Source organism: Allomesorhizobium aridi (assembly GCF_043769475.1).
Taxonomy (GTDB): Bacteria; Pseudomonadota; Alphaproteobacteria; order Rhizobiales; family Rhizobiaceae; genus Allomesorhizobium.
Map to the genome: position 1 here is coordinate 4,482,349 of NZ_CP171729.1, position 23,478 is coordinate 4,505,826.

Here is a 23,478-nt window from a genome sequence, read left to right on the forward strand (position 1 = left end):
TCCGGCGCCTCCCCGCGTCCTTTGGTGCAGACAACGCCAAACAGGGGCAGGCCATGAGTGAAAAGACGAAGATTGTAACCGGGTGGGTGCTTACGGGCGTCTATGCGCTCTTCATGCTTGGGGCGTCGATAACGCCGAAACTTCTCGGATTGCCCATCGCAAGCGAAACGATGACGCAGCTTGGATGGCAGGACGGCTACGTCCTGATGATCGGGTTGATCGAGCTTGCCTGTGTGCTTCTCTATCTATTCCCGAAGACCAGCGTGCTCGGGGGGTCCTCACCATGGGGCTGCTTGGCGGGGCCATGGCGACGCAGATCCGTGTCGGCAATCCGCTGTTCAGCCATGTCCTCTTCAGCATCTATCTTGGCTTGTTTATGTGGGGTGGTCTGTGGCTGCGCGATCCGGCGCTGCGGGCCATATTCCCGTGGCGTCGGTAGCGATCAGAACAGCGCCTGCAGTTCCGGCAGCTTCTCGTTGACGAGCCAGCCGTAGTAATTCTCTTCCGGCAATCTCGGCTCCTGCCCTTCCAAGAGACGCTTTTCATTCTCTGCCTTGAGCGCATAGGCGCGGGCTTCCGGATCGCCGACATTGTAGAGCGTCGCGGTGATGCCGGGATTTTGCGAGATGTCGAAGCCGGCGATGGTGCGGTAGGCGTCGATCGATTTCTTCAGCGTCGCAGCCACATAGGGCAGGGTCAGGTCGGGATCCATGATGGTCTCGTAGACCTGGTTCGGCTGGCCGGGGTCGAGCTTCGGCAAACCCGAGACCTGATGCACCAGATCGCTCATCTGCAGCGCGGTCAGCGGATTGAGCTGGCCGATGCCGAATGTCTGGCCGGCATAGAAGGGCTGGAAGAAGGTGGCGCTGAAGCGGTCGTCGGGATAGGCGACGCCGTCCACGGTCCGGCCGCGGAAGTGCCGGTTCCAGACCCGCTCGCGGCAGGTCCATACTTCGTAGCTGCCAGACAGGTTCGCGCACACCGAAAATTCCGGCCGCGCGATAAAGGCGACAATATCCTCCTCGCCGTAGCTGAAGCTCAGGCGGCTGCTGAGATAGGACACGGCCTTGACGTAGTAGGTCTGCAGCCGGTCGTAGGCATCGACATTGTAGGTGTGCTCGCCGACGATCGCGCCGACAATGTGGATAGGGTCGATGCCATAAGCGTTTGCCGCCCCCTGATCTTGGAACGCAGCTCGCCGTCGCTCTGCAAGAGCGCGTAGACCTTGCGGTATTTCGCCTCGAAGCTGGACCGGCCTGCCTGCGTGCGCTTGGTCGAAGCGCCGGGAACGCCAGGCTGTTCGATGTGCCGGTTGCCGGCAGGAATCAGGGTCTGCGCCCGAGCCTGAATCGCGCAGACGCCCAGCGCCAGAACCAGCGCAATCGCAAAACTGGATGATCTCGTCATTTGCCGCCGCAACCCCGCATGGCCGGGCAACCCTAGGTTAAAGCCCGGCCGGGAGTCGAGTCCTTGTTGCCTGTCAGTGTCGCCGGCCCCTCCCGGCGCGGCACCTTTAAAGGATGAATCGCGACAAATCTGTGTTCTTGGACAGGTCGCCGACATTCTTCTGGACATAGTCGGCATCGATCGTGATCTCCGAACCGGAGCGGTCCGGCGCGTTGTAGGAGATGTCGTCGAGCACGCGCTCCATCACCGTCTGCAGACGCCGTGCGCCGATATTCTCAAGCGTCGCGTTGAGATCGACGGCGATGCCGGCGAGCAGATCGATGGCGTCGTCAGTGAACGAAAGCGTCACGCCTTCGGTGTCCATCAGCGCCACATATTGCTTGATCAGGCTCGCCTGCGGCTCGGTCAGGATGCGCCGGAAGTCGTCTTTCTCAAGCGCGCGCAGCTCAACGCGGATAGGCAGGCGGCCCTGGAGCTCGGGCAGGAGATCAGATGGCTTGGACACGTGGAACGCACCGGAGGCGATGAACAGTATGTGGTCGGTCTTGATCGGCCCGTATTTGGTGGCGACCGTGGTGCCCTCGACCAGCGGCAGCAGATCGCGCTGCACGCCCTCGCGGCTGACCCCGGCGCCCATGCCGCCGTCGCGCGCGGCGATCTTGTCGATCTCGTCGAGGAACACGATGCCGTCGTTCTGAGCCGACTGCAGCGCCATCTGCACGACCTGGTCCTGGTCGAGAAGCTTGTCGGATTCATCGTCGATGAGGTGAGAATAAGACTCCTTCACCGTCGTCTTGCGGGTCTTGGTGCGCTGGCCGCCCATTGCCTTCGACAGCATGTCGTTGATGTTCATGACGCCGATATTGGCGCCCGGCATGCCCGGGATCTCGAAGCTTGGCAGGCCGCCGCTGCCTGTGTCGGCCACCTCGATCTCGATCTCCTTGTCATCGAGTTCGCCCTCGCGCAGCTTCTTGCGGAAACTGTCGCGGGTTGCGGGACTAGCCGTCTTGCCGACAAGCGCTTCCAGCACGCGCTCCTCGGCGTTGAGATGCGCGCGCGCCTTGACCTCTTCGCGCATCTTTTCGCGCACGAGGCCGATGGCGACCTCGACCAGGTCGCGGATGATCTGCTCGACATCGCGCCCGACATAGCCGACCTCGGTGAACTTTGTCGCCTCGACCTTGATGAAGGGCGCACCGGCGAGCCGGGCCAGCCGCCGCGAGATCTCGGTCTTGCCGACGCCGGTAGGCCCGATCATCAGAATGTTCTTCGGCATCACCTCTTCGCGCATCTCGCCTTCGAGCTGCTGACGCCGCCAGCGGTTGCGCAGCGCGATGGCCACGGCGCGCTTGGCGTCCTTCTGACCGATAATGTAGCGGTCGAGCTCGGAAACGATTTCGCGGGGGAGAATGTGGTCATTGTAAATGCTCTTTGACTGACTCAAGTCTGCAGGTGGCGCAGATGGGAACCGGGAAGCCGCAGTGCAATAGTTGGCGGCAGCAGGCTAAGCAGCACGCCCCGCAGGCGGTGCCAGCCGGCGCTTAGAACCAGCACGACCGCGCCGAGCACCAGGACCGTAAGCGGCACGACACCGTCGATAAGCCCGCTCGCGCCGACCAGCGAGGCGAAGGCGATGCCGGCATAGGACAGGCCCGAAACCAGCACGGCGCGCCGATCGACCACGACCGCGACGACAGCAAGCAGCGAGAACACGGCGAGGATGCCCCAGGCCGAAGCCGTATTGGTCATTCCCGATTCCGGCGCAAAGCCGCGGATCAGGGGATGCACGATCATCGGCGCTGCCAGAAGATGCAGCCAGAAGGCGATGTCGGTACGGCGCGTCACCCGCATTGGATCACTCATGTCGAAGCGCATGGCGAGCGCGAACACGGCCAGTCCGCAGATCAGCACGATGGGCGTGGAGGCATAGTCGACGAAGTCCGGCGCCGCCGTGAAAAGCAGGCCAACGATGGCGCCGACAAGCGCCAGCGTACCTGCTGCGATCGTAATCGGGACGCGAAAACGCCAGTAGTGCAACGCTGCGCCGGCCACCGTCACGAGCGCGGCGCCTGCGAGAGCCAGCGGATCATCGAAGTGCAGTCGACCGAAGCCGAGCCCAGGCCGGAAACCCGCAGCCTGTTCGGTCAGGGTCTCGAACGCATGATAGGAGGCCACGAACACCGCGGCGGCGTAGACGATCAGCAGGACGATGCTGGGCAGCGCCATGCGCCGCGTTCGGGTAAAGAACTCGGCAAGACCCCAGGCGGTCACTGCCAGAATGGCGGCCGTTCCGAAAAGGCTGAACGCCTCATAGGCAAAATAGCCGAGGGCGCCAAGAAAGAGCGCGAGGCCGATCGTCACGAAGATATCGCCAAAGCCGCTGATGAAGCGCAGCTTCTCGTCGTCCTCTGGTTCCAATGCTCCGGCCTGCGCGATTTCCAGATCGCGAAGACCCTGTGCCTGCTCGGCCGACAGCACTCCCTGCGTTACGGCGGCCTGCAAGGTATTTTCGGAGATGGCGCGGACGGGAATGTTCATTGCAACGGTCATGACTCACACCGGCCCGGATTGCCACTGCTTGATGAACTCGAAGGGGTGCAGCAGCATGATCACGTTGAGGGTCAGGTTATCGCGGATGACGAGGCCCACGCCTATTTCGAAGGCGAGCGCGAGGGTCACGATCAGCCATATAGGGAGCCGCGCCGCCATGGCAAAGCCCAGCACCATCCACAGCGTGTCGGATACCGAGTTGATGACGCTGTCGCCGAAATAATCGAGCGAGATCGTCGAGTCGCGATAGCGGTTGATGATGAAGTCGGTGTTTTCCAGCAACTCCCAGCCGGCTTCGATAACCACCGCGAAGGCCAGGCGGACGCCGACATTGACGCGCGGCATGACCAGCCAGAGCAGCCAGTAGAACAGGAAGCCGTGGATGATGTGCGAGAATGTGTACCAGTCGGCGAGGTGCTGGCTGTTCTCGCTGCTCGCCGCCTGGCCGTGCCAGAACTTGACCGTTCCGCATTCGCAGATCGGCGGCTGGCCCATGATGTAGAGCGCAATGCCTTGCGCGGCGATCAGTGCTGCGGCCACAAGTACTCCGGCCAGGAAAACGCGCCGGTGTCCGGCGGCTTGCGGATCGGCCGCCTGCGTTACAGTCATGAAAATTCCCCCTCCTCATTGTCGCGCGCCATCATCAGCGCGGGACCGTAGACCGATGTGCGCGTGTCGAACGCCTTGAAGCCGGCCTTTTCGTAGGCCCGGATCGCCCGGAGATTTGCCGGGTCCGGATCGATTATCACGCGCGGCGTCCCCTCCGCGAAGAGTTCTTCGACGAATTGCCGCACGATCGCCGAGCCGTGGCCGATGCCGACCAGATCCGGGACGCCGATCGAAAGATCGATGCCGAGCGTGCCGAAGGGCTGGTCCTGGTAGGGATGGTCGTCTTCGAGATGCGGGTCGTAGCTCTGAAGATAACCGATCGGCCTGCCGTCGAGCTCGATGATCAGCGGTTCGACCGAGATGCTGTCGATATGCTCGCGGATCGACGCGATTTCTTCGTCGGGATCGTCCCACCATTCCGCCACATGCGGTTCGGCTAGCCAGCCGGCGATCATCTCGAGATCGTCGGGCGTCACCGGCCGAAAGCTGTACCGGGGCTTCAACCTATGCGGCATCGAGGGTTTCGATGACGAAATTGCTGTTGGTGTAGACGCAAATCTCCGAAGCGATCAGCATCGCCTTGCGGGCGATCTCCTCGGCATCCTTTTCGGTGTCCAGCAGCGCGCGGGCGGCGGCGAGCGCGAAATTGCCGCCCGAGCCGATCGCCATGACGCCCTGTTCGGGTTCCAGCACGTCGCCGGTGCCGGTAAGCGCGAGAGAAACATTCTTGTCGGCTACCAGCATCATCGCCTCCAACCGGCGCAGATAGCGGTCGGTCCGCCAGTCCTTGGCGAGTTCCACGCAGGCGCGCGTCAGCTGGTCGGGATACTGCTCGAGCTTGGCCTCGAGGCGTTCGAGCAGGGTGAAGGCGTCGGCGGTGGCGCCGGCGAAGCCGGCGATCACATTGCCCTTGCCGAGACGGCGTACCTTCTTGGCATTGCCCTTCATGATGGTCTGGCCGAGGCTGACCTGGCCGTCGCCGGCGATCACGACTTTTCCGCCCTTGCGCACCGTGATGATGGTCGTGGCGTGCATGGTCAGTTCGTTCGACATTTTCTGCTCCGATTTCGCGCGAGTCCCGAGAAGGCGAAAAGCACGGTACGAGGATGGTTCCGGGCCATATGTATGCGACGTCCTGCGGAATGCAATCCAGGGGTCGCGGCGGTCGATCTCGGGTCTTGTCGTTCGGGTCATGTGTCGGTCTCGCCATGTTGAGGGCACGCGGATACGTTCCCGCGCTTCTTCTCGAAGCCGGGGTGTGGGAAGCGGCGCATGGCAGCGACGCCTAATCAATTTAATTTAGTGACGCGCTGCCATGCGCCGCCGGCGTTTTCTCCCCTTGCCGCTCCCGGCCCATGCCCTGTCCCGGTATGCTGGGACAAGGCGCGGGCGCACAGGTTCGACCCGGGGCCGGAGCGTCCCGCACGACCATGCGGGAACATCTCCGGCGCCACACTTGCCTGGATGCCGGTCGTGCACACCCGTTCCCACCAGCAAGCTGCCGGGATGGAGTATGCGGGCATCAGGGGAGGGTGTGGACAAAGCTTGGGAAAACATTCCTGACAGATGCTGACAGAAGGGGAATGGCGCGATGGCGCACCTCATCATCGCAGCCGATCCGCCAACTTTCCTTCGCAGGATCATGCTGATAGAAGGCTCGCATTCCTGAAACGCAAGGACCGCCCGATGGCCTCCCGCTCCGCCGAGATCAGCCGCAAGACCAGGGAAACCGAGATCGCCGTCTCCGTCGACATAGACGGTGCAGGCCACTCGGAAATCGCAACCGGGATCGGCTTTTTCGATCACATGCTCGACCAGTTGTCGCGGCATTCGCTGATCGACATGAAGGTCACGGCCAAGGGCGACCTGCACATAGACGACCATCACACAGTGGAAGACACCGGCATCGCCATAGGCCAGGCCCTGGCCAAGGCGCTGGGCGACCGGCGCGGCATAATGCGCTATGCCTCGATCGACCTCGCCATGGACGAGACGCTGACGCGGGCGGCGATCGACGTTTCGGGCCGGCCGTTCCTAGTCTGGGACGTTTCGTTCTCCTCGCCGAAGATCGGCACCTTCGACACCGAGCTGGTGCGCGAATTCTTCCAGGCGCTGGCGCAGAATGCCGGCGTGACGCTGCACGTCGCCAATCTCTATGGCGCCAACAACCACCACATCGCCGAAACCTGCTTCAAGGCGGTGGCGCGGGTGCTGCGCGCGGCGTTCGAGCGCGATCCACGCCAGCCGGAGGCGGTTCCCTCGACCAAGGGCACGCTGGGAGGCTAGAGTGGCGGTCTATGTCGTCATGGAGCCTCCGGCGCCTGCTGCCGACGCCATGCTGGTGCGCGATGGGTTCCACCTGTTCGGGTTCCTGACGCCGCCGATATGGCTGCTCTGGCATCGCATGTGGATCGAGGCGATTGTCGCCTTCGCGGTTGCGATGGTGCTTGCCGCCCTGGGCGAAGCGCTGGACGCCGGACTTGCCGGGACGCTTCTGTCGCTGCTGGTCTCGATCTATGTCGGCATCGAAGGCGCCGCACTTCGGCTTGCGGCGCTGCGCCGCCGCGGCTGGCGCGAATGGGGCGTGGTCGAAGCGGATTCCTTCGGCGACGCCGAGGCCCGCTATCTGTTCGACGCTGCGCCGGCGGGGCTGGAGGAGGTAGCAAGCCCGCCGCCGGCGCGGCACCCGATCGCGCCTGCCCACCGATCCGGTCCGGCGCTCGGCCTGTTCAACTATCCCGGAAAACCCTGACATGCGGGTCGCGATCATCGATTACGGCTCGGGCAATCTACGCTCGGCCACCAAGGCGTTCCAGCGCGCCGCGCGGGAAGCGGGAGTGGATGCGCAGATCGACCTGACGGCGGACGCCGAGCGCGTGCGCAGCGCCGACCGCATCGTGCTGCCGGGCGTCGGCGCCTATGCCGACTGCCGCGCCGGCCTGGCCGCGGTGGAAGGCATGAACGAGGCGATCGAGGAGGTCGCGATCGCGAAAGGGCGGCCATTCCTCGGCATCTGCGTCGGCATGCAGTTGATGTCCGAGCGCGGGCTGGAGAAGACAATAACCGAAGGCTTCGGCTGGATTGCGGGCGACGTGAAGGAGATCACGCCGGACGACCGGGCGCTAAAAATCCCGCAGATCGGCTGGAACACGATTCACGTGAAACATGCGCACCCTCTGTTCGACGGCATCGTGACCGGCGAGAGCGGGTTGCACGCTTATTTCGTCCACTCCTATCATCTCGACGCGACCGATCCGGCGCAAATCCTTGCCGTGACCGACTATGGCGGCCCGGTGACCGCGGCCGTGGCGCGCGACAATCTGGCAGGCACGCAGTTCCATCCCGAAAAGAGCCAGGCGCTGGGCCTGGCGCTGATCGCCAATTTCCTGAGGTGGAAGCCGTGATACTCTTCCCCGCCATCGACCTGAAGGACGGCCAATGCGTGCGCCTGAAGCTCGGCGACATGGAGCAGGCCACGGTTTACAATGCCGACCCGGCGGCCCAGGCGAAAACCTTTGAGGAGCAGGGGTTCGAATGGCTGCATGTCGTTGACCTGAACGGGGCGTTCGCGGGTGAGAGCGTCAACGGCGCGGCGGTCGAGGCGATTCTTGCGGCGACGAAGAACCCTGTGCAGCTCGGCGGCGGCATCCGCACGCTGGCCGACATCGAGGGCTGGCTCGAAAAGGGCCTGGCGCGGGTGATTCTCGGCACAGTGGCGGTGCGCGACCCCGATCTGGTCAAGCAGGCGTGCAGGGAATTTCCGGGTAAGGTAGCGGTCGGCATCGACGCCAAGGGCGGCAAGGTGGCGGTCGAGGGCTGGGCTGAGGCGTCCGAGCTCGGCGCGATCGAGCTGGCGCAGAAATTCGAAGGCGCGGGCGTCGCCGCGATCATCTACACCGACATCGACCGCGACGGCATTCTGGCCGGCATCAACTGGGAAGCGACGATCGAGCTTGCCGACGCGGTCTCAATTCCGGTGATCGCGTCGGGCGGCCTCGCCTCCATTGCCGACATCGTGCGCATGACCATGCCCGACGCGAAAAAGCTCGAAGGCGCGATATCGGGCCGCGCGCTCTATGACGGGCGCATCGATCCGCGCGAGGCGCTGGCGATTTTGCGCGGCGATTTGAAGCTTTCGCCTGGCTTGTTCGAGGAGCGGCTATGACCCTCAAAGCCCGCGTCATCCCATGCCTCGACGTCAAGGACGGCCGTGTCGTCAAGGGCGTCAACTTCGTCGATCTGATCGACGCCGGCGATCCGGTCGAGGCGGCCAAAGCCTATGATGCAGCCGGCGCCGACGAGCTTTGTTTCCTCGACATCACGGCTTCGTCGGAAAACCGCGAGACGATCTTCGATGTCGTCGCACGCACCGCCGAGCAGTGCTTCATGCCGCTGACCGTCGGCGGCGGCGTGCGCCAAGTCGCCGACATAAGAAAGCTTCTGCTTGCCGGAGCCGACAAGGTGTCGATCAATACGGCGGCGGTGAAAAATCCGGATTTCGTCGCCGAGGCCGCCGACAAGTTCGGCAACCAGTGCATCGTCGTCGCCATCGACGCCAAGAAGGTTGCAGGCCCGGGCGAAACCGACCGCTGGGAGATTTTTACGCATGGCGGCCGGGAAAAAACCGGCATCGACGCGATCGATTTCGCGCGAAAGGTGGTCGACCTCGGCGCCGGCGAGATCCTGCTCACCTCCATGGACCGCGACGGCACCAAGGCGGGCTACGACATCGCGCTGACCCGCGCGGTGGCCGATGCGGTGCGCGCCCCGGTGATCGCGTCCGGCGGCGTCGGCACGCTCGACCACATGGTCGCCGGCATCCGCGACGGCCATGCGACGGCGGTTCTGGCCGCCTCGATCTTCCATTTCGGAACCTACACCATAGCCGAAGCCAAGGCCCATATGGCGGCCGCCGGCCTACCTATGCGGCTGGACTCCGCCTCCTGACCATCATACAGGGTTTTTCGATGACGGATTTTTCGCTCGCCGATCTGGAGAGGATCATCGCAACGCGCGCCCGCTCCGGCGACCCGGAATCGTGGACGGCGAAGCTTTATGAGCGCGGCATCGAAAAGGCCGCGCAAAAGCTCGGCGAGGAGGCGGTCGAGACGGTGATTGCAGCCGTCAAGGGCGACGCCAAAGCCGTCATTTCGGAAAGTGCCGATCTTCTTTATCATTGGCTGGTCGTGCTGACGATCGCAGGTGTCTCGACTTCGGATGTCATGGCCGAACTGGAGCGGCGCACCGCGCGGTCGGGCACGGCCGAAAAAGGCGTCGCGCGGCCGGAGCTGAACATGCCGCCGCAATATGGGAAAAGCGATGGATCAACTCGTTCCGACCGAGAAATATTCGCCCTATCGCTTTTTTTCGGCCGAACGCTGGGCTGATTTCCGCGCCGACACGCCGCTCACGCTGACCGAAGACGAGGTCAGCCGGCTCAGCTCGCTTTACGACCCGATCGACCTCAACGAGGTTCGCCGCATCTATCTGTCTATGTCGCGCCTGCTGTCGGCCCATGTCGAGGCGAGCCAGCTGCTTTTCCATCAGCGGAAGGATTTCCTGAACGTCGACGACGCGATCAAGACGCCGTTCATCATCGGCATGGCCGGATCAGTGGCCGTCGGCAAATCGACCACGGCGCGCGTGCTCAAGGAACTGCTTGGCCGCTGGCCGTCGAGCCCCAAGGTCGACCTGGTCACCACCGACGGGTTCCTGCTGCCCAACGAGGTGCTGCGCCGCGAAAACCTCATGGAGCGCAAGGGCTTTCCCGACAGCTACGATGTCGGCGCGCTGCTGCGTTTCCTGTCGGCGATCAAGTCGGGCCAGCGCGATGTCCGCGCGCCGGTCTATTCCCACCTGACCTATGACGTGATGCCGGGCGAGTTCGTGGTCATCGACCGGCCGGACATATTGATCTTCGAGGGGCTGAACGTGCTGCAGCCGCGCGAATTGCCCAAGGACGGCAAGTTCGTCCCTTTCGTCTCGGATTTCTTCGATTTTTCGATCTATATCGACGCCGACGAGGAGATGATCCACAACTGGTACATCACCCGCTTCATGCGTCTCAGGGAGACGGCGTTCCGCAATCCCGAATCGTTCTTCCACCGCTATTCGCAGCTATCGGAAGACGCCGCCCGCGCCATCGCCGAGGGGCTGTGGGCCAACATCAATTTGAAGAACCTGCGCGAAAACATCCTGCCGACGCGGCCGCGCGCCGACCTGATCCTGCGCAAGGGCGCCGATCATCTCGTCGAAGAGGTGGCGCTCAGGAAGCTGTGAGCCTCAAACGGGACGCGTGACCCTTCTTAGCGTCAGGTTAATGCGGCCGCCATTCTTCAGGAGCGTCGACGTCGCCGGATAGATGCGGTCGACGCCGTGGAAGGCGAGCCGGCCCTCGCCGCCGAGCACGACCAGATCGCCGCTTCGCAGCCGGAAGGATTTTGTCTGCCCGTCGCGGCTGGTCTGGCCGACCCGGAACAGGCAGTCGTCGCCGAGCGAAACCGAGAGTACGGGCGCGGCGAGGTCGAGTTCGTCGCGGTCCTGATGCAGGCCCATCTTCGCCGCATCGGTATAGAAATTGACCAGGCAGGCTTCAGGCGGATGCGGATAGCCGGCGACCTCATGCCAGAGGCGCAGCAGCGCGTCCGGGATCGGCGGCCACGGCTCGCCGGTCACCGGATGGGTCGGCTGGTAGCGGTAGCCGCGTTCCTTGTCGGTCACCCAGCCGACCGGCCCGCAATTGGTCATGCGCACGCTCATCTCCTTGCCGGTGCGCGGCATGACGGGAACATAGAGCGGCGCGGCCTGAACGACCTTGCGGATATCCTCGACCAGCGCTTCCTGCGCATCGCGGTCGAGGTAGCCCGGAATGTGGCGAACGCCTTTGGGGAGCACCTGGATCATCACTTGCCTCACAGGTGAAAACGGCGGCTGTGAGCCGCCGTTCCGTCAAAGGGCTGTCGTCCGCGTTCCGGCTTCACGCCGTCTCAAGGTCGGGAATCCGCAGCACCTGGCCGGGATAGATCTTGTCCGGATGCTTGAGCATCGGCTTGTTGGCCTCGAAGATGACAGTGTATTTCGACGCCTTGCCCTTGCCGTAGGTCTTCTCGGCGATCTTCGAAAGGTTGTCGCCCTTCTTGACCGTATAGAACACCGGCTCCTTTGCGGGCGCCGAAGCTGCCACCAGCGCCGTCATGTCGACATTGCCGTCGAGCTTCAGGCCTGAATCGGGAACCACGACCTTCAGCTCGCTGGCTTCGACTTTCGAAAAACCGAGCGTGTTGCCGACAGCGACGACCGCCTTCTCGAAGATGGACTGGTCCTTGACGACGCCCTTGAGGATGATCTTGTCGCCCTTGACCGCGACATCGACGTTCTCCGTGCCGAGCTTGTGCGATTCAAGCTCCTTCTTCACAGCCGCGGCTTTCGCCGCTTCGTTGTCGTCATCGCCGAAGCCAAGTTTCTTCCCGACATTCTTCACAAAATCGAACATGCCCATGCCAGAGTCTCCTTGCGCCCCCGCGCGGCCAATCTGGCATTTCAATTGCAAAAATGGAAGCTGGATCGATGCGAAGCTCGCGCGCAAATTGCGCGGACGCTCAGTCGTTCTCGACCTTGCCGCGCAACTTCTTCACGTTTGATCGCCCCGCCTTGCTTTGCAGCCGCCTCTCAACCGAACCCTTGGTCGGCCGCGTCTTCTTGCGCGGCTTGGGCGGCGGCTCGGCGGCCTTGGCGACGAGCGCCGTCAGCCGGGCGCGCGCATCGGCCCTGTTCTGTTCCTGCGTGCGGAAACGGCCGGCCTCGATGACGATGACGCCATCCTTGGTGGCGCGCTGGCCGGCTAGGCTGATCGTGCGTTCCCGCACGCGTTCGGACAGGCCCGGCGCGTTGCGGGCGTCGAAGCGCAATTGAACGGCGGTCGCCACCTTGTTGACGTTCTGGCCGCCAGGGCCGGAGGAGCGGATAAAGTTTTCGACCAGTTCGTCTTCGCCGATGAAGACATCCGGCGCGATCGAGATGCCGCTGCGTTCGGTCATTCGCGCCAGACGATGATCTCGTCCGCTCCTTTGCGCCTTATGTCCGGCACCTTCGCGTCTTCGGCCGGGTAGCCTGCCACGAGCAGGATAATCGCCTTCTCACGGTCGGGCCGATCGCAGATCGCATTGAGAAAACCCATCGGTGAAGGCGTGTGGGTCAGCGATGCAAGCCCGGCATTGTGCAGGCTGGAAATCAGCAGGCCGGTGGCGATTCCGACCGATTCGGGCACGTAGTAATGCTTGATCTTTCCGCCATCCGGACCGAGGCCGTAGCGCTGGGCGAAGATCGCGATCAGCCACGGCGCGGTTTCCAGGAACGGCTTATCCGGATCGGTGCCGAGCGGGCCGAGCGCATCGAGCCATTCCTGCGAGGCGCGACCGCTGTAGAATTCGCGCTCCTCCTCTTCCGCCGCCACGCGGATACGCGTCTTCATCGCGGGATCCGAAATGCAAACGAAGGTCCAAGGCTGCTGGTTAGCGCCCGACGGCGCGCTCGCCGCTGTCATCACGCAATCCTCGATCAGGCGGCGCGGCACCGGGCGGTCGGAAAAATGGCGCACCGTGCGCCGCCTCGACATCAGCTCGCGGAACTCGGCGGCGCGTTGCGCCATGTCCGGCTCGGCATATCCGCGGAAGCGCAGCGGACTTTCTTTCAGCTCGGGCATTGGTTCCTCCGGCCTCGCGATGGAACGGTTTAGCCAAAAGAAAAAGGCCCGGCAAATGCCGGGCCTTAAAAAGCGAGCTGTGAGACCAGCTACTCCGCCGCTTCCTGCATGCGCGGCGCCGCGCCCAGCACGGAGGCGTCGACATGCGCTTCGAATTTGCCGAAATTGTCGATGAACATGCCGACGAGCTTTTTTGCCTGCCGGTCATAGGCCTGGCGGTCGGCCCAGGTCGACCGGGGATCGAGCATCGCCGCATCGACGCCGGCCACGGCGAGCGGCGCCGCGAAGCCGAAATTGGGGTCGGTGCGGAATTCGGCATTGTTGAGCGATCCGTCGAGCGCGGCCGCAAGCAGCGCCCGCGTCGCCCTGATCGGCATGCGCTTGCCGGTTCCGTAGGCGCCGCCGGTCCATCCGGTGTTGACCAGCCAGCAATCGACGCCGTGCTCGGCGATCAGCCGGCGCAGCAGATTGCCGTATTCGGAAGGGTGGCGCGGCATGAAAGGCGCGCCGAAGCAGGTCGAGAATGTCGCCTCGGGCTCGGTGACGCCCTTCTCGGTTCCAGCGACCTTGGCGGTATAGCCGGAAAGGAAATGGTACATGGCCTGCGCCGGCGTCAGTTTGGCGATCGGCGGCATCACGCCGAACGCGTCGGCGGTCAGCATGATGATGTTCTTCGGGTGGCCTGCGCGGCCGCTCTTGCTGGCGTTGGCGATGAAGGAAAGCGGGTAGGCGCAGCGCGTGTTTTCGGTCAATGAGCCGTCGTCGAAATCCGGGACGCGGTTCTCGTCGAGGACGACGTTTTCCAGCACCGTGCCGAAGCGGCGCGTGGTGGCGAATATCTCCGGCTCGGCCTCCGGCGAAAGGCGGATCGTCTTGGCGTAGCAGCCGCCTTCGAAATTGAAGATGCCGTCCGGCCCCCAGCCATGCTCGTCGTCGCCGATCAGCGTGCGCGACGGATCGGCCGAGAGCGTGGTCTTGCCCGTTCCGGACAGGCCGAAGAATACCGCCGCGTCGCCATCCGGCCCGACATTGGCCGAACAGTGCATCGGCATGACGCCGCGGGCCGGCAGCAGGTAGTTCAGCACCGTGAACACCGACTTCTTCATTTCGCCGGCATAGGAGGTGCCGCCGATCAGAACGATCATGCGGGTGAGGTCGACGGCGATCACGGTTTCGGTGCGACAGCCATGCCGCGCCGGATCGGCGCGGAAGGAAGGAAGGTCGATGATGGTCAGGCGCGGCACGAAGCCGTCCAGATCCTTCGCCTTCGGGCGGATCAGGAGGTTGCGGATGAACAGCGAATGCCAGGCATATTCGGTGACGACGCGCGTCGCGAGCTTCTGGCTCTCGTCGGCGCCGCCGACCAGATCCTGCACGAACAGATCCTTGCCGGCCGCATGCGCCGTGAAATCGGCCAGCAGCGCATCGAAATGCGCCTCGCTGATCGGCTTGTTGTTGTCCCACCAGACATGCGGCTCGGTCGCCGCGCTGCGGACGACGAACTTGTCCTTGGCCGAGCGCCCGGTGTGCTGGCCGGTATAGGCGACGAGCGCGCCGTGCGCCGTCAGGCGAGCTTCGCCGCGGCGAATCGCCTGCTCGTAAAGCGCCGCCGCGCCGAGATTGTAATGGACGTCGCCGGAGGTCGTCAGGCCGGCCCTGTCGATCCCGCACCCGGGATTGCGTTTTCCTATTTCCGTCATCTGGGCCCTTTCAGACGCCTGCCGCCGCTTCGCACCGACTGGGAAGGCTTCCCAAGGGCACAAATCCGTCAGAAACAGAAAAGACGAACGATTTCAAATCATTAATCGATTTAAAGATTTTGAAATATTTTTAAATCGGTTGTATTGGCCAACAAGCCGCATCGCATCCGTGGTATAAGGGATTGAGATCGCTGGGCCAAACGGGTAAGGAGCCACCTCGGGGCGGAGCGATTGTGGCAGCCCGGCTGTGACATCGGCCGGTGGATGTGCCACATTTTGTACCTAATTTGTCCCCCAATAACCCCTTCTCGACGAAGGAAGGGACACCCCCGCTCATGAGGGAGCAACTTGAAATGGCGACGATCGCGCTGGTCGATGACGACCGCAACATTCTGACCTCGGTGTCGATAGCCCTGGAATCGGAGGGGTACCGAGTCGAAACGTACACCGACGGCGCCTCGGCGCTGGAGGGGCTGGCGGCGCGCCCGCCGAGCCTTGCGATACTGGACATCAAGATGCCGCGCATGGATGGCATGGAACTTCTGCGCCGCATGCGCCAGAAGAGCGACCTGCCAGTCATCTTCCTGACGTCGAAGGATGACGAGATCGACGAATTGTTCGGGCTGAAGATGGGCGCGGACGATTTCATCCGCAAACCATTCTCGCAGCGCCTCCTGGTCGAGCGGGTCAGGGCGGTGCTGCGCCGCGCCTCGGCCCGCGAGGCGGCCGCCAAGACGCCGAACCAGCAGGCCCGTTCGCTGGAACGCGGCCAGCTCGTGATGGACCAGGAGCGCCATACCTGCACCTGGAAGGGCGAACCGGTGACGCTGACTGTCACCGAATTCCTGATCCTGCATTCGCTGGCGCAGCGTCCGGGCGTGGTCAAGAGTCGCGACGCGCTGATGGATTCGGCATATGACGAGCAGGTCTATGTCGACGATCGCACCATCGACAGCCACATCAAGCGCCTGCGCAAGAAGTTCAAGGCGGTCGACGACGATTTCGAGATGATTGAAACCCTCTACGGCGTCGGCTACCGGTTCCGCGAGGCTTAGGCCTAAAATCCGGCGATCCGAATGGTCTTGGAAGTGGAGTTGAAGAAGCCGGCGGCCGCCATGAAGCGGCCGCGCCGGGTCGTGCCTTCGCTCCTGTCCAGGATCACCGTGCCGCTGCGGCGCTTCCTCGGCCATCACGTCTTCTCGAGCCTGACACGGCGCATCCTTTTCCTGAACCTCGCCGGCCTCGGCGTCCTTGTCGTCGGCATCCTCTACCTGAACACTTTCCGCGACGGGCTGATCGACGCCCGCGTCGAAAGCCTGATGACGCAGGGCGAGATCATCGCCGGCGCTATCGCGGCTTCCGCGACGGTCGAGACCGATTCGATCAGCATCGATCCCGAGAAACTGCTCGAACTGCAGGCCGGCGAGAGCATCGGCCCCGGCTCCGACCAGCTCGACAATCTTGACTTCCCGATCAATCCGGAGCGCGTGGCGCCGGTGCTGCGGCGGCTGATCTCGCCGACCAGGACGCGCGCACGCATCTACGACCGCGACGCCAACCTGCTTCTCGATTCCCGCCATCTCTATTCGCGCGGCCAGATCCTGCGCTACGACCTTCCGCCGGTGGCGGAAGAGGAGCCAAGCCTGTTCGAGCGGCTCCAGAAGGCGGTTTTCGACTTCTTCCGCGGCACCGACCTGCCGATCTACCGCGAGCAGCCCGGCGGCAACGGCGCGGCGTTTCCGGAAGTGATGAACGCGCTGACCGGCAGCCCCTCCACGATCGTGCGGGTCAGCGAGCAGGGCGAGCAGATCGTCTCGGTCGCTGTTCCCATTCAGCGCTTCCGTGGCGTGCTCGGCGTGCTGATGCTTTCCACCGAAGGCGGCGACATCGACAAGATCGTCAGCGCCGAGCGCAAGGCGATCCTGCGCGTCTTCGGCGTCGCGGCGCTGGTCACGGCGCTCATGTCCATGCTCCTCGCCTCCACCATCGCAAACCCGCTGCGCAGGCTCTCGGCTGCGGCGGTGCGGGTGCGCCGCGGCGTCAAGAACCGGGAGGAAATCCCGGATTTCTCCGACCGCCAGGACGAGATCGGCAATCTTTCGATCGCCGTGCGCGACATGACCAACGCGCTTTATGCCCGCATCGAAGCGATCGAGAGTTTTGCCGCCGACGTGTCGCATGAGCTGAAGAACCCGCTGACCTCGCTGCGCAGCGCCGTTGAAACCCTGCCGCTGGCAAAAAGTGCGGAATCGCGCGAGCGGCTGATGGATGTGATCCAGCACGATGTCCGCCGCCTCGACCGGCTCATCACCGACATTTCCGACGCGTCGCGGCTTGACGCCGAGCTGGCGCGCGAGGACGCCGGCAAGGTCGACCTGAAGCACCTGATTTCCGACCTGGTCTCGGTCTCGCAGGAGGCCGGCCGCCACAAGCGCCCCATGAGCATCGACTTCAAGGCAGCGAAACTGCCGCAGGGCGTCAAGGGCTATTATGTCACCGGCCACGACCTGCGGCTCGGCCAGGTCATCACCAACCTGATCGAGAACGCGCGTTCCTTCGTTCCCGAGGAGGGTGGGCATATCAGCATTTCGCTTGCGCGCGAGGGCAAGTTCGTCATCGTCACCGTCGACGACAACGGTCCCGGAATTCGCTCCGACAGCATCGACCGGATATTCGAGCGCTTCTACACGGACCGCCCGTCGAGCGAAGCGTTCGGCCAGAATTCTGGCCTCGGCCTGTCGATCAGCAGGCAGATCGCCGAGGCGCATGGCGGCACTCTGACGGCGGAAAACATCCCCGGCGGCAAGCCCGGCGACATCAAGGGTGCGCGCTTCGTCATGACGCTTCCCGCCGAAGGCTGACGGAAAATGGCCCCGCAGAACAACATGCACGGTACGGCGGTCGTGCTCGGCGACCGCGGCGTTTTGATCACAGGCGGCTCCGGCTCCGGCAAATCGACGCTGGCCCTGGCTCTCATGGCGGAAGTCAGGCGCGAAGGAATGTTTGCCCGGCTGATCTCAGACGACCAGCTTTTCCTGGTCGCCCATAGCGGGCGGGCAGTCTGCAGCGCGCCACCGGCGATCGCCGGGCTGGTTGAGGTGCGCGGGGTCGGGCCGCAGGCGGTCCTGTCCGAGCGCGCGGCCGTCGTCGATCTACTGGTCAGGCTTGTGCTGGCGGGTGAAGCCGAGCGTTTTCCCGAGGAAGCAACCGCCACGCTCGCCGGCTGTCAGGTCGCCTGCCTTGACCTTGCGGAACGCAACGCCGCCGGTGCGGTCGCGGCCGTGGCAGCCAGGCTCCGCCTTCCGCCATTCGTCTAATACAGGCGGCTGCGATGACAGGAAATGCGTCAAAATGCACGGTTCAGCCGCAATTTGGGACTTGTCAACGCGCGCCGCGTCGACAAGATAGCGCTCCCGCCGTCCCGGAGAAATGGAGCGCCGGGCATTTCAAGATGAGCTTGTGAAAAGCCGTGACGGGAGCCGCCGCAGAATGATTGGACTCGTGCTTGTCACGCACGGTCAGCTGGCCGAGGAATTCCGCCACGCCGTCGAGCATGTCGTCGGGCCGCAGCAGAATTTCGCAACCGTCGCCATCGGAGCCGATGACGATATGGAGCAGCGCCGGCGCGACATCGTCGACGCCGTCGCCCTGACCGATACCGGCGCGGGCGTGGTGGTGCTGACCGACATGTTCGGCGGAACGCCGTCCAACCTCGCCATTTCAGTGATGGAACCCGGCCGCGTCGAGGTTATCGCCGGCATGAACCTGCCGATGCTGATCAAGCTGACCAGCGTGCGCAAGGCCGACAACATGAGCGGCGCGCTGGAGGAAGCCCAGACAGCCGGCCGCAAATACATCAACGTCGCCAGCCAGCTCCTGAGTAGCAAATGAGCGGGATGCCGTTTTCTAGCGAGGACGGCATCGTCAGCCGCGATTTCGAGATCGTCAACCAGCGCGGACTGCACGCCCGCGCCTCGGCCAAATTCGTCCAGGTGGCGGGCAGCTTTCGCGCCTCGGTCGACGTCGAGCGCGACGGCGTGAAGGTAGGCGGCACCTCGATAATGGGCCTGATGATGCTGGCGGCCAGTCCCGGAAGCTCCATCAGGGTCACCGCCAGGGGACCGGAGGCTCCCCAGGTCATGGCCGCGCTGGAAGAGCTGATCGCCAGCCGTTTCGGCGAGGAATCCTGACGTCCGCGCGTCCGGCAGGACATGCAGGAATAAAGATTTCTTTATATCCCATTGTCGGAGGCCAGCTTATCTGTTAGTCAGGCGCCGATAAATTGCGCCCTTTTGAACGGTTTTGCGCCGGGGCGCTCGTCAAACTCATTTCACCGGAGCGCTGCCATGGCAGATAAGGATTACATCGTCGCCGACATTTCGCTCGCCGACTGGGGCCGTAAGGAAATCGAGATCGCCGAAACCGAAATGCCGGGCCTGATGGCCTGCCGCGAGGAATTCGGCGAAGCCAAGCCGCTCAAGGGCGCGCGCATAACCGGATCGCTGCATATGACGATCCAGACTGCGGTGCTGATCGAGACGCTGAAGGCGCTCGGCGCAGAAGTCCGCTGGGCGTCCTGCAACATCTTCTCCACGCAGGACCATGCCGCCGCGGCGATCGCCGCTTCCGGCGTTCCGGTGTTCGCCGTCAAGGGCGAGACGCTGGAAGATTATTGGGTATACACCGACCGCATCTTTCAGTGGGCCGACGGCGGCACGTCGAACATGATCCTCGACGATGGCGGCGACGCCACCATGTACATACTGATCGGCGCCCGCGCCGAAGCCGGCGAGGATGTGCTGTCCAATCCGGGCAGCGAAGAGGAAGAAATCCTGTTTGGCCAGATCAAGAAGCGCATGGCGGCGACGCCGGGCTTCTTCGCCAAGCAGAAGGCTGCGATCCGCGGCGTTACCGAAGAGACCACGACCGGCGTCAACCGGCTCTACCAGCTGCAGAAGAAGGGCCTGCTGCCCTTCCCGGCGATCAACGTCAACGATTCGGTCACCAAGTCGAAATTCGACAACAAATACGGCTGCAAGGAATCGCTGGTCGACGGCATACGCCGCGCCACCGACACGATGATGGCCGGCAAGGTCGCCGTGGTCTGCGGCTACGGCGATGTCGGCAAGGGCTCGTCCGCCTCGCTCAAAGGCGCCGGCGCCCGGGTCAAGGTGACCGAGGTCGACCCGATCTGCGCGCTGCAGGCGGCGATGGACGGCTTCGAGGTCGTGACGCTGGAAGACGCCGCGCCGACCGCTGATATTGTCATCACGACGACCGGCAACAAGGACGTCATCACGCTCGATCACATGCGCATGATGAAGGACATGGTGATCGTCGGCAATATCGGCCACTTCGACAATGAGATCCAGGTGGCGGCGCTGCGCAACCTGAAATGGACCAACATCAAGCCGCAGGTCGACATGATCTCCTTCCCGGACGGCAAGCGGATGATCCTGCTTTCCGAGGGCCGGCTGCTCAATCTCGGCAACGCGACGGGCCACCCGAGCTTCGTCATGTCGGCGTCCTTCACCAACCAGGTGCTGGCGCAGATCGAGCTCTGGACAAAGCCCGGCGCCTACGAGAATCAGGTCTATGTGCTGCCCAAGCATCTTGACGAAAAGGTCGCCCGGCTGCACCTCGACAAGCTAGGCGCCAAGCTCACCGAGCTGAGCGGCGAACAGGCAGCCTATATCGGCGTTACGCAGCAGGGTCCGTTCAAGCCGGAACACTACAGATACTGATCTGCGTTTACCAAACTACCAGATGTTGAAGCCGGGCGGTTGACTTTCCGCCCGGCTTTCTTTTGCGCCGCAGCCTTCTTCACGCCGATTCGCCCAGACTGTATGGTGGCGTGATTCGCGATGCTTTCGCTCTTCTGCGGACCGGCGGGGCATCGTCGGGCGGTCTTGAAATTCAGACGGCGGAGAGGAAACATAGGCATGCCGGGGGAATACCCGCGTCGGGCGGGACTGGCCGTTACCGGCGGCCGCAACGACTTTCATGCCGGCGCACGGTTTGGCGGAACAAGGCTGGTGCGCCTGTTCGTCCGTTCGTCCGCCGGGCGCCTGCTTGGCGCTACCTCGCTGTCCACGCTTTTGCTTGCAGACATTGCGGTCGCTCAGACCGATGCGGCCGTGCGCATGGCAGGCCTCTCGGTCGACACCTTCGAAGTCATGCAGATGGCAATGTTCACAGGCGTGATGGGCGCAGCGCTGATCTCCGCCATTGTCCTGATCAGAGAACGGGCGCGCACCTCCGGCGAAAACGCCGAACTGCGCACCCGCATCGCCGACCTCAACGCCGCACTGCAGCGCTCCGAAGCGCTCCTCAACCTGCGCGACCAGCGCGTCGTTGTGTGGACCGCCGAGAAGCAGAAGCCGGAACTGATCGGGACACTGCCGGCCGAGACCGGCGCGCCCGAGGACCGTTCCGCCTTCCTGGCATTCGGACGCTGGCTGATGCCGCGCTCGGCCGCGGCGCTGGACCACGCAATGGCGGGACTGCGTGAAAGAGCGGCCGCTTTCGATCTGGTGGTCGAAACGCAGGGCGGCTCTCCGCTGGAGGTCCAGGGCCGCAAGAGCGCCGCCCACGCCCTGGTCAAATTCATGTCCCTTTCGGAGGCGCAGCGCAACCAGGCGCGGCTCCGGCTCGATAACCAGCGCCTCTCGACCGAGTATGAAAGCATGCTCGGGCTGCTCGACGCGCTGAAGACGCCGTTCTGGCTGCGCGCGGCGGACGGGCGGTTGAAATGGGTCAACCGGGCCTATGCGGAGGCAGTGGAAGCCTCCAGCCCCGACGCCGCGGTCGGCGAAGGCAAGGAGTTCCTCGGCACGCAGGCGCGCGAGGCGATCGCCCGCCAGCACGTTGCCTCGCCGGTTTTCGAGCAGAAGCTGTCGACTGTGATCGGCGGCGACAGGAAGGTATTCACCGTCACCGATTTTGCCGGCGGCTCCGGTTCGGCCGGCATCGCGCTGGACATGAGCGCCGTCGAGGCTATCCGCGAGGATTATGAGCGGACCGTCCGCAGCCACGCCGACACGCTCGACCAGCTTACCACCGCGGTCGCCATCTTCGACAACGGCGAGAAGCTGCGCTTCTTCAACCAAGCGTTCCAGAAGCTCTGGGACCTCGATGGCGGCTTCCTGGCAAGCGCGCCCGACAACGCGCTGCTGCTCGACCGGCTGCGCAGCGAGGGCAAGATCGCAGAACAGCCGGAATGGCGACGCTGGAAGGAGAATCTGCTTGGCGCATACCGTGCGGTCGAAACGCAGGAACATTGGTGGCATCTGCCCGACGGGCGCACCGTTCGCGTCGTCGCCAACCCGCAGCCGAACGGTGGGGTAACCTGGGTCTTCGAGAACCTGACCGAGAGGATGAACCTGGAGAGCCGCTACAACACGGCGGTCAGGGTTCAGGGCGAAACGCTGGACAACCTGGCCGAAGGCGTGGCGGTGTTCGGCCCCGACGGCCGCATAAGGCTGTCAAACCCGGCCTTCGCCGGGCTCTGGGGGCTGCCGTCGGACATGGTCGAGCGGAAGATGCACATTTCGGCGATCCGCGCCGAGTGCGATGCGCTTGCCAAGGATAGCCCATGGGGCGGCTTCGTCGCCGCGGTTACCGGCTTCGATGACGAGCGACGCGACAGGCATGGCCAGACCGAGCTGAACAGCGGCATCGTCCTGCGCTTCGCCGTCATCCACCTGCCCAACGGGCAGGTTATGATGACCTTCGTGGACGTGACCGACAGCGTCAATGTCGAGCGGGCGCTGAAGGAGAAGAACGAGGCGCTGCAGAAGGCCGACCAGCTAAAGAACGATTTCGTCCAGCACGTATCCTACGAACTGCGTTCGCCGCTGACCAACATCATCGGCTTCACCGAATTGCTATCGCTGGCGGCGACGGGACCGCTGGCGCCGCGCCAGCGCGAATATGTCGAGCATATCGGCTCGTCGTCCTCCGTGCTGCTCACCATCGTCAACGACATTCTCGACCTTGCCACGGTCGACGCCGGCATCATGGAGCTGGAGATCGCCGAGGTCCGCATCGACCAGACCATCGCGGCGGCAGCCGAGCTTATCGCCGACCGCCTCGAAGAGCATTCGATAAGGCTGGAGATCGACGCGGCCGCGGCGCCCAAGGCCTTCCATGGCGACGAGACCCGCATCCGCCAGATCCTCTACAATCTCCTGAGCAACGCCGTGAACTACGCGCCTGAGTCCAGCGCGATCACGCTTTCCTGCCGCCAACTGGAGCAAGGTGTCGAATTCGCCGTGCACGACGACGGACCAGGCATGTCGCCCGAAGTCCTCGACACCGTATTCAAGCGGTTCGAGCCGCGGGTCAACGGCGGCAGGCGACGCGGCGCAGGCCTCGGCCTGTCGATCGTCAAGAGCTTCGTCGAACTGCACGGCGGCAGCGTCCGCATCGACAGCGGCAGGGACCGCGGCACCACGGTGATCTGCCGGTTTCCGGCCGCGCCGAGCGGCGTACGCGCGGCGGCCGAGTAGC

The 23,478-nt window shown here is 63.9% G+C and carries 24 protein-coding genes and 3 pseudogenes; 16 read left to right on the forward strand and 11 right to left on the reverse strand.

Annotation, left to right across the window (positions count from 1 at the left end):
- Positions 1–113: 113 nt before the first annotated feature.
- Together ACG873_RS24230 and ACG873_RS24235 are read left to right on the forward strand one after the other, a co-directional pair.
- A pseudogene (locus ACG873_RS24230) lies at positions 114–200 on the forward strand (DoxX family protein); the annotation flags it as partial.
- A gap of 104 nt (positions 201–304) precedes the next feature.
- Positions 305–439 carry a hypothetical protein gene (locus ACG873_RS24235; protein WP_394893823.1) on the forward strand — a complete coding sequence of 45 codons (135 nt, stop codon included), beginning with the start codon at positions 305–307 and terminating at the stop codon, positions 437–439.
- Positions 440–442: 3 nt separating this feature from the next.
- Here the strand turns inward: ACG873_RS24235 and ACG873_RS24240 are convergent.
- The 6 genes and pseudogenes from ACG873_RS24240 to hslV all read right to left on the reverse strand — a co-directional run bounded on the left by ACG873_RS24240 (position 443) and on the right by hslV (position 5,619).
- A pseudogene (locus ACG873_RS24240) lies at positions 443–1,407 on the reverse strand (DUF1402 family protein).
- A gap of 106 nt (positions 1,408–1,513) precedes the next feature.
- Positions 1,514–2,851, reverse strand: coding sequence for an ATP-dependent protease ATPase subunit HslU (hslU, locus tag ACG873_RS24245; RefSeq protein ID WP_394888354.1), 1,338 nt, complete (start codon positions 2,849–2,851; stop codon positions 1,514–1,516).
- Complete coding sequence (locus ACG873_RS24250) at positions 2,848–3,957, reverse strand: hypothetical protein (RefSeq protein WP_394888355.1); 1,110 nt, start codon at positions 3,955–3,957, stop codon at positions 2,848–2,850. Before ACG873_RS24250 ends, hslU begins: the two co-directional genes overlap by 4 nt.
- A gap of 3 nt (positions 3,958–3,960) precedes the next feature.
- Positions 3,961–4,566, reverse strand: coding sequence for a DUF2585 domain-containing protein (locus ACG873_RS24255; protein ID WP_394888356.1), 606 nt, complete (start codon positions 4,564–4,566; stop codon positions 3,961–3,963).
- Entirely contained in the window at positions 4,563–5,081 is a 519-nt protein-coding gene (locus ACG873_RS24260) for a GNAT family N-acetyltransferase (RefSeq protein ID WP_394888357.1), read from the reverse strand. The genes ACG873_RS24255 and ACG873_RS24260 overlap by 4 nt, the downstream gene beginning before the upstream one ends.
- Positions 5,071–5,619: an ATP-dependent protease subunit HslV gene (hslV, locus tag ACG873_RS24265; RefSeq protein WP_394888358.1), complete on the reverse strand. Its 549-nt coding sequence runs from the start codon at positions 5,617–5,619 to the stop codon at positions 5,071–5,073. Before hslV ends, ACG873_RS24260 begins: the two co-directional genes overlap by 11 nt.
- A 633-nt stretch (positions 5,620–6,252) precedes the next feature.
- On the opposite strand from hslV, the gene hisB reads away from it, so the two are divergent.
- The 7 genes and pseudogenes from hisB to coaA all read left to right on the forward strand — a co-directional run bounded on the left by hisB (position 6,253) and on the right by coaA (position 10,845).
- Positions 6,253–6,852: an imidazoleglycerol-phosphate dehydratase HisB gene (gene hisB / locus ACG873_RS24270; protein WP_394888359.1), complete on the forward strand. Its 600-nt coding sequence runs from the start codon at positions 6,253–6,255 to the stop codon at positions 6,850–6,852.
- A 1-nt stretch (position 6,853) separates the two neighbouring features.
- Complete coding sequence (locus ACG873_RS24275; protein WP_394888360.1) at positions 6,854–7,318, forward strand: DUF2628 domain-containing protein; 465 nt, start codon at positions 6,854–6,856, stop codon at positions 7,316–7,318.
- A 1-nt stretch (position 7,319) separates the two neighbouring features.
- Entirely contained in the window at positions 7,320–7,970 is a 651-nt protein-coding gene (gene hisH / locus ACG873_RS24280; RefSeq protein ID WP_394888361.1) for an imidazole glycerol phosphate synthase subunit HisH, read from the forward strand.
- A complete protein-coding gene (hisA, locus tag ACG873_RS24285) occupies positions 7,967–8,731 on the forward strand; it encodes a 1-(5-phosphoribosyl)-5-[(5-phosphoribosylamino)methylideneamino]imidazole-4-carboxamide isomerase (protein ID WP_394888362.1) in 765 nt (254 codons plus the stop codon). Before hisH ends, hisA begins: the two co-directional genes overlap by 4 nt.
- Positions 8,728–9,513, forward strand: a complete 786-nt coding sequence (hisF, locus tag ACG873_RS24290; protein ID WP_394888363.1) for an imidazole glycerol phosphate synthase subunit HisF — start codon at positions 8,728–8,730, stop codon at positions 9,511–9,513. The genes hisA and hisF overlap by 4 nt, the downstream gene beginning before the upstream one ends.
- Before the next feature lie 20 nt (positions 9,514–9,533).
- Positions 9,534–9,854 (forward strand): annotated as a pseudogene (locus ACG873_RS24295) (phosphoribosyl-ATP diphosphatase); the annotation flags it as partial.
- A 19-nt stretch (positions 9,855–9,873) separates the two neighbouring features.
- Positions 9,874–10,845, forward strand: a complete 972-nt coding sequence (gene coaA, locus ACG873_RS24300) for a type I pantothenate kinase (RefSeq protein WP_394888364.1) — start codon at positions 9,874–9,876, stop codon at positions 10,843–10,845.
- A gap of 3 nt (positions 10,846–10,848) precedes the next feature.
- Here coaA and ACG873_RS24305 read toward each other — a convergent pair whose 3' ends face one another.
- The 5 genes from ACG873_RS24305 to ACG873_RS24325 form a co-directional block, all read right to left on the reverse strand.
- Positions 10,849–11,466 carry an alpha-ketoglutarate-dependent dioxygenase AlkB family protein gene (locus tag ACG873_RS24305; RefSeq protein ID WP_394893678.1) on the reverse strand — a complete coding sequence of 206 codons (618 nt, stop codon included), beginning with the start codon at positions 11,464–11,466 and terminating at the stop codon, positions 10,849–10,851.
- Positions 11,467–11,542: 76 nt separating this feature from the next.
- On the reverse strand, positions 11,543–12,064 hold the full coding sequence (gene lysM / locus ACG873_RS24310) for a peptidoglycan-binding protein LysM (protein ID WP_394888365.1): 522 nt from the start codon (positions 12,062–12,064) through the stop codon (positions 11,543–11,545).
- Between the two features lie 100 nt (positions 12,065–12,164).
- On the reverse strand, positions 12,165–12,602 hold the full coding sequence (gene arfB, locus ACG873_RS24315) for an alternative ribosome rescue aminoacyl-tRNA hydrolase ArfB (protein ID WP_394888366.1): 438 nt from the start codon (positions 12,600–12,602) through the stop codon (positions 12,165–12,167).
- Complete coding sequence (locus tag ACG873_RS24320) at positions 12,599–13,267, reverse strand: nitroreductase family protein (RefSeq protein WP_394888367.1); 669 nt, start codon at positions 13,265–13,267, stop codon at positions 12,599–12,601. The genes arfB and ACG873_RS24320 overlap by 4 nt, the downstream gene beginning before the upstream one ends.
- A gap of 89 nt (positions 13,268–13,356) precedes the next feature.
- Positions 13,357–14,967 carry a phosphoenolpyruvate carboxykinase gene (locus tag ACG873_RS24325; protein WP_394888368.1) on the reverse strand — a complete coding sequence of 537 codons (1,611 nt, stop codon included), beginning with the start codon at positions 14,965–14,967 and terminating at the stop codon, positions 13,357–13,359.
- 353 nt (positions 14,968–15,320) lie between these two features.
- Between ACG873_RS24325 and ACG873_RS24330 the strand changes: the two genes are divergently transcribed.
- The 7 genes from ACG873_RS24330 (at position 15,321) to ACG873_RS24360 (ending at position 23,477) form a co-directional block, all read left to right on the forward strand.
- Positions 15,321–16,022: a response regulator transcription factor gene (locus ACG873_RS24330; RefSeq protein ID WP_394893679.1), complete on the forward strand. Its 702-nt coding sequence runs from the start codon at positions 15,321–15,323 to the stop codon at positions 16,020–16,022.
- 21 nt (positions 16,023–16,043) lie between these two features.
- Entirely contained in the window at positions 16,044–17,828 is a 1,785-nt protein-coding gene (locus tag ACG873_RS24335) for a stimulus-sensing domain-containing protein (RefSeq protein ID WP_394888369.1), read from the forward strand.
- A gap of 6 nt (positions 17,829–17,834) precedes the next feature.
- On the forward strand, positions 17,835–18,284 hold the full coding sequence (locus ACG873_RS24340) for an HPr kinase/phosphorylase (RefSeq protein WP_394888370.1): 450 nt from the start codon (positions 17,835–17,837) through the stop codon (positions 18,282–18,284).
- Between the two features lie 172 nt (positions 18,285–18,456).
- The gene (locus tag ACG873_RS24345; protein WP_394888371.1) at positions 18,457–18,858 is read left to right on the forward strand and encodes a PTS sugar transporter subunit IIA; all 402 of its coding nucleotides are present in this window, start codon (positions 18,457–18,459) and stop codon (positions 18,856–18,858) included.
- Positions 18,855–19,157 carry an HPr family phosphocarrier protein gene (locus tag ACG873_RS24350; protein WP_394888372.1) on the forward strand — a complete coding sequence of 101 codons (303 nt, stop codon included), beginning with the start codon at positions 18,855–18,857 and terminating at the stop codon, positions 19,155–19,157. Before ACG873_RS24345 ends, ACG873_RS24350 begins: the two co-directional genes overlap by 4 nt.
- Positions 19,158–19,313: 156 nt before the next feature.
- A complete protein-coding gene (gene ahcY, locus ACG873_RS24355) occupies positions 19,314–20,711 on the forward strand; it encodes an adenosylhomocysteinase (protein WP_394888373.1) in 1,398 nt (465 codons plus the stop codon).
- Between the two features lie 198 nt (positions 20,712–20,909).
- A complete protein-coding gene (locus ACG873_RS24360; protein ID WP_394888374.1) occupies positions 20,910–23,477 on the forward strand; it encodes a sensor histidine kinase in 2,568 nt (855 codons plus the stop codon).
- Position 23,478 lies beyond the last annotated feature (1 nt).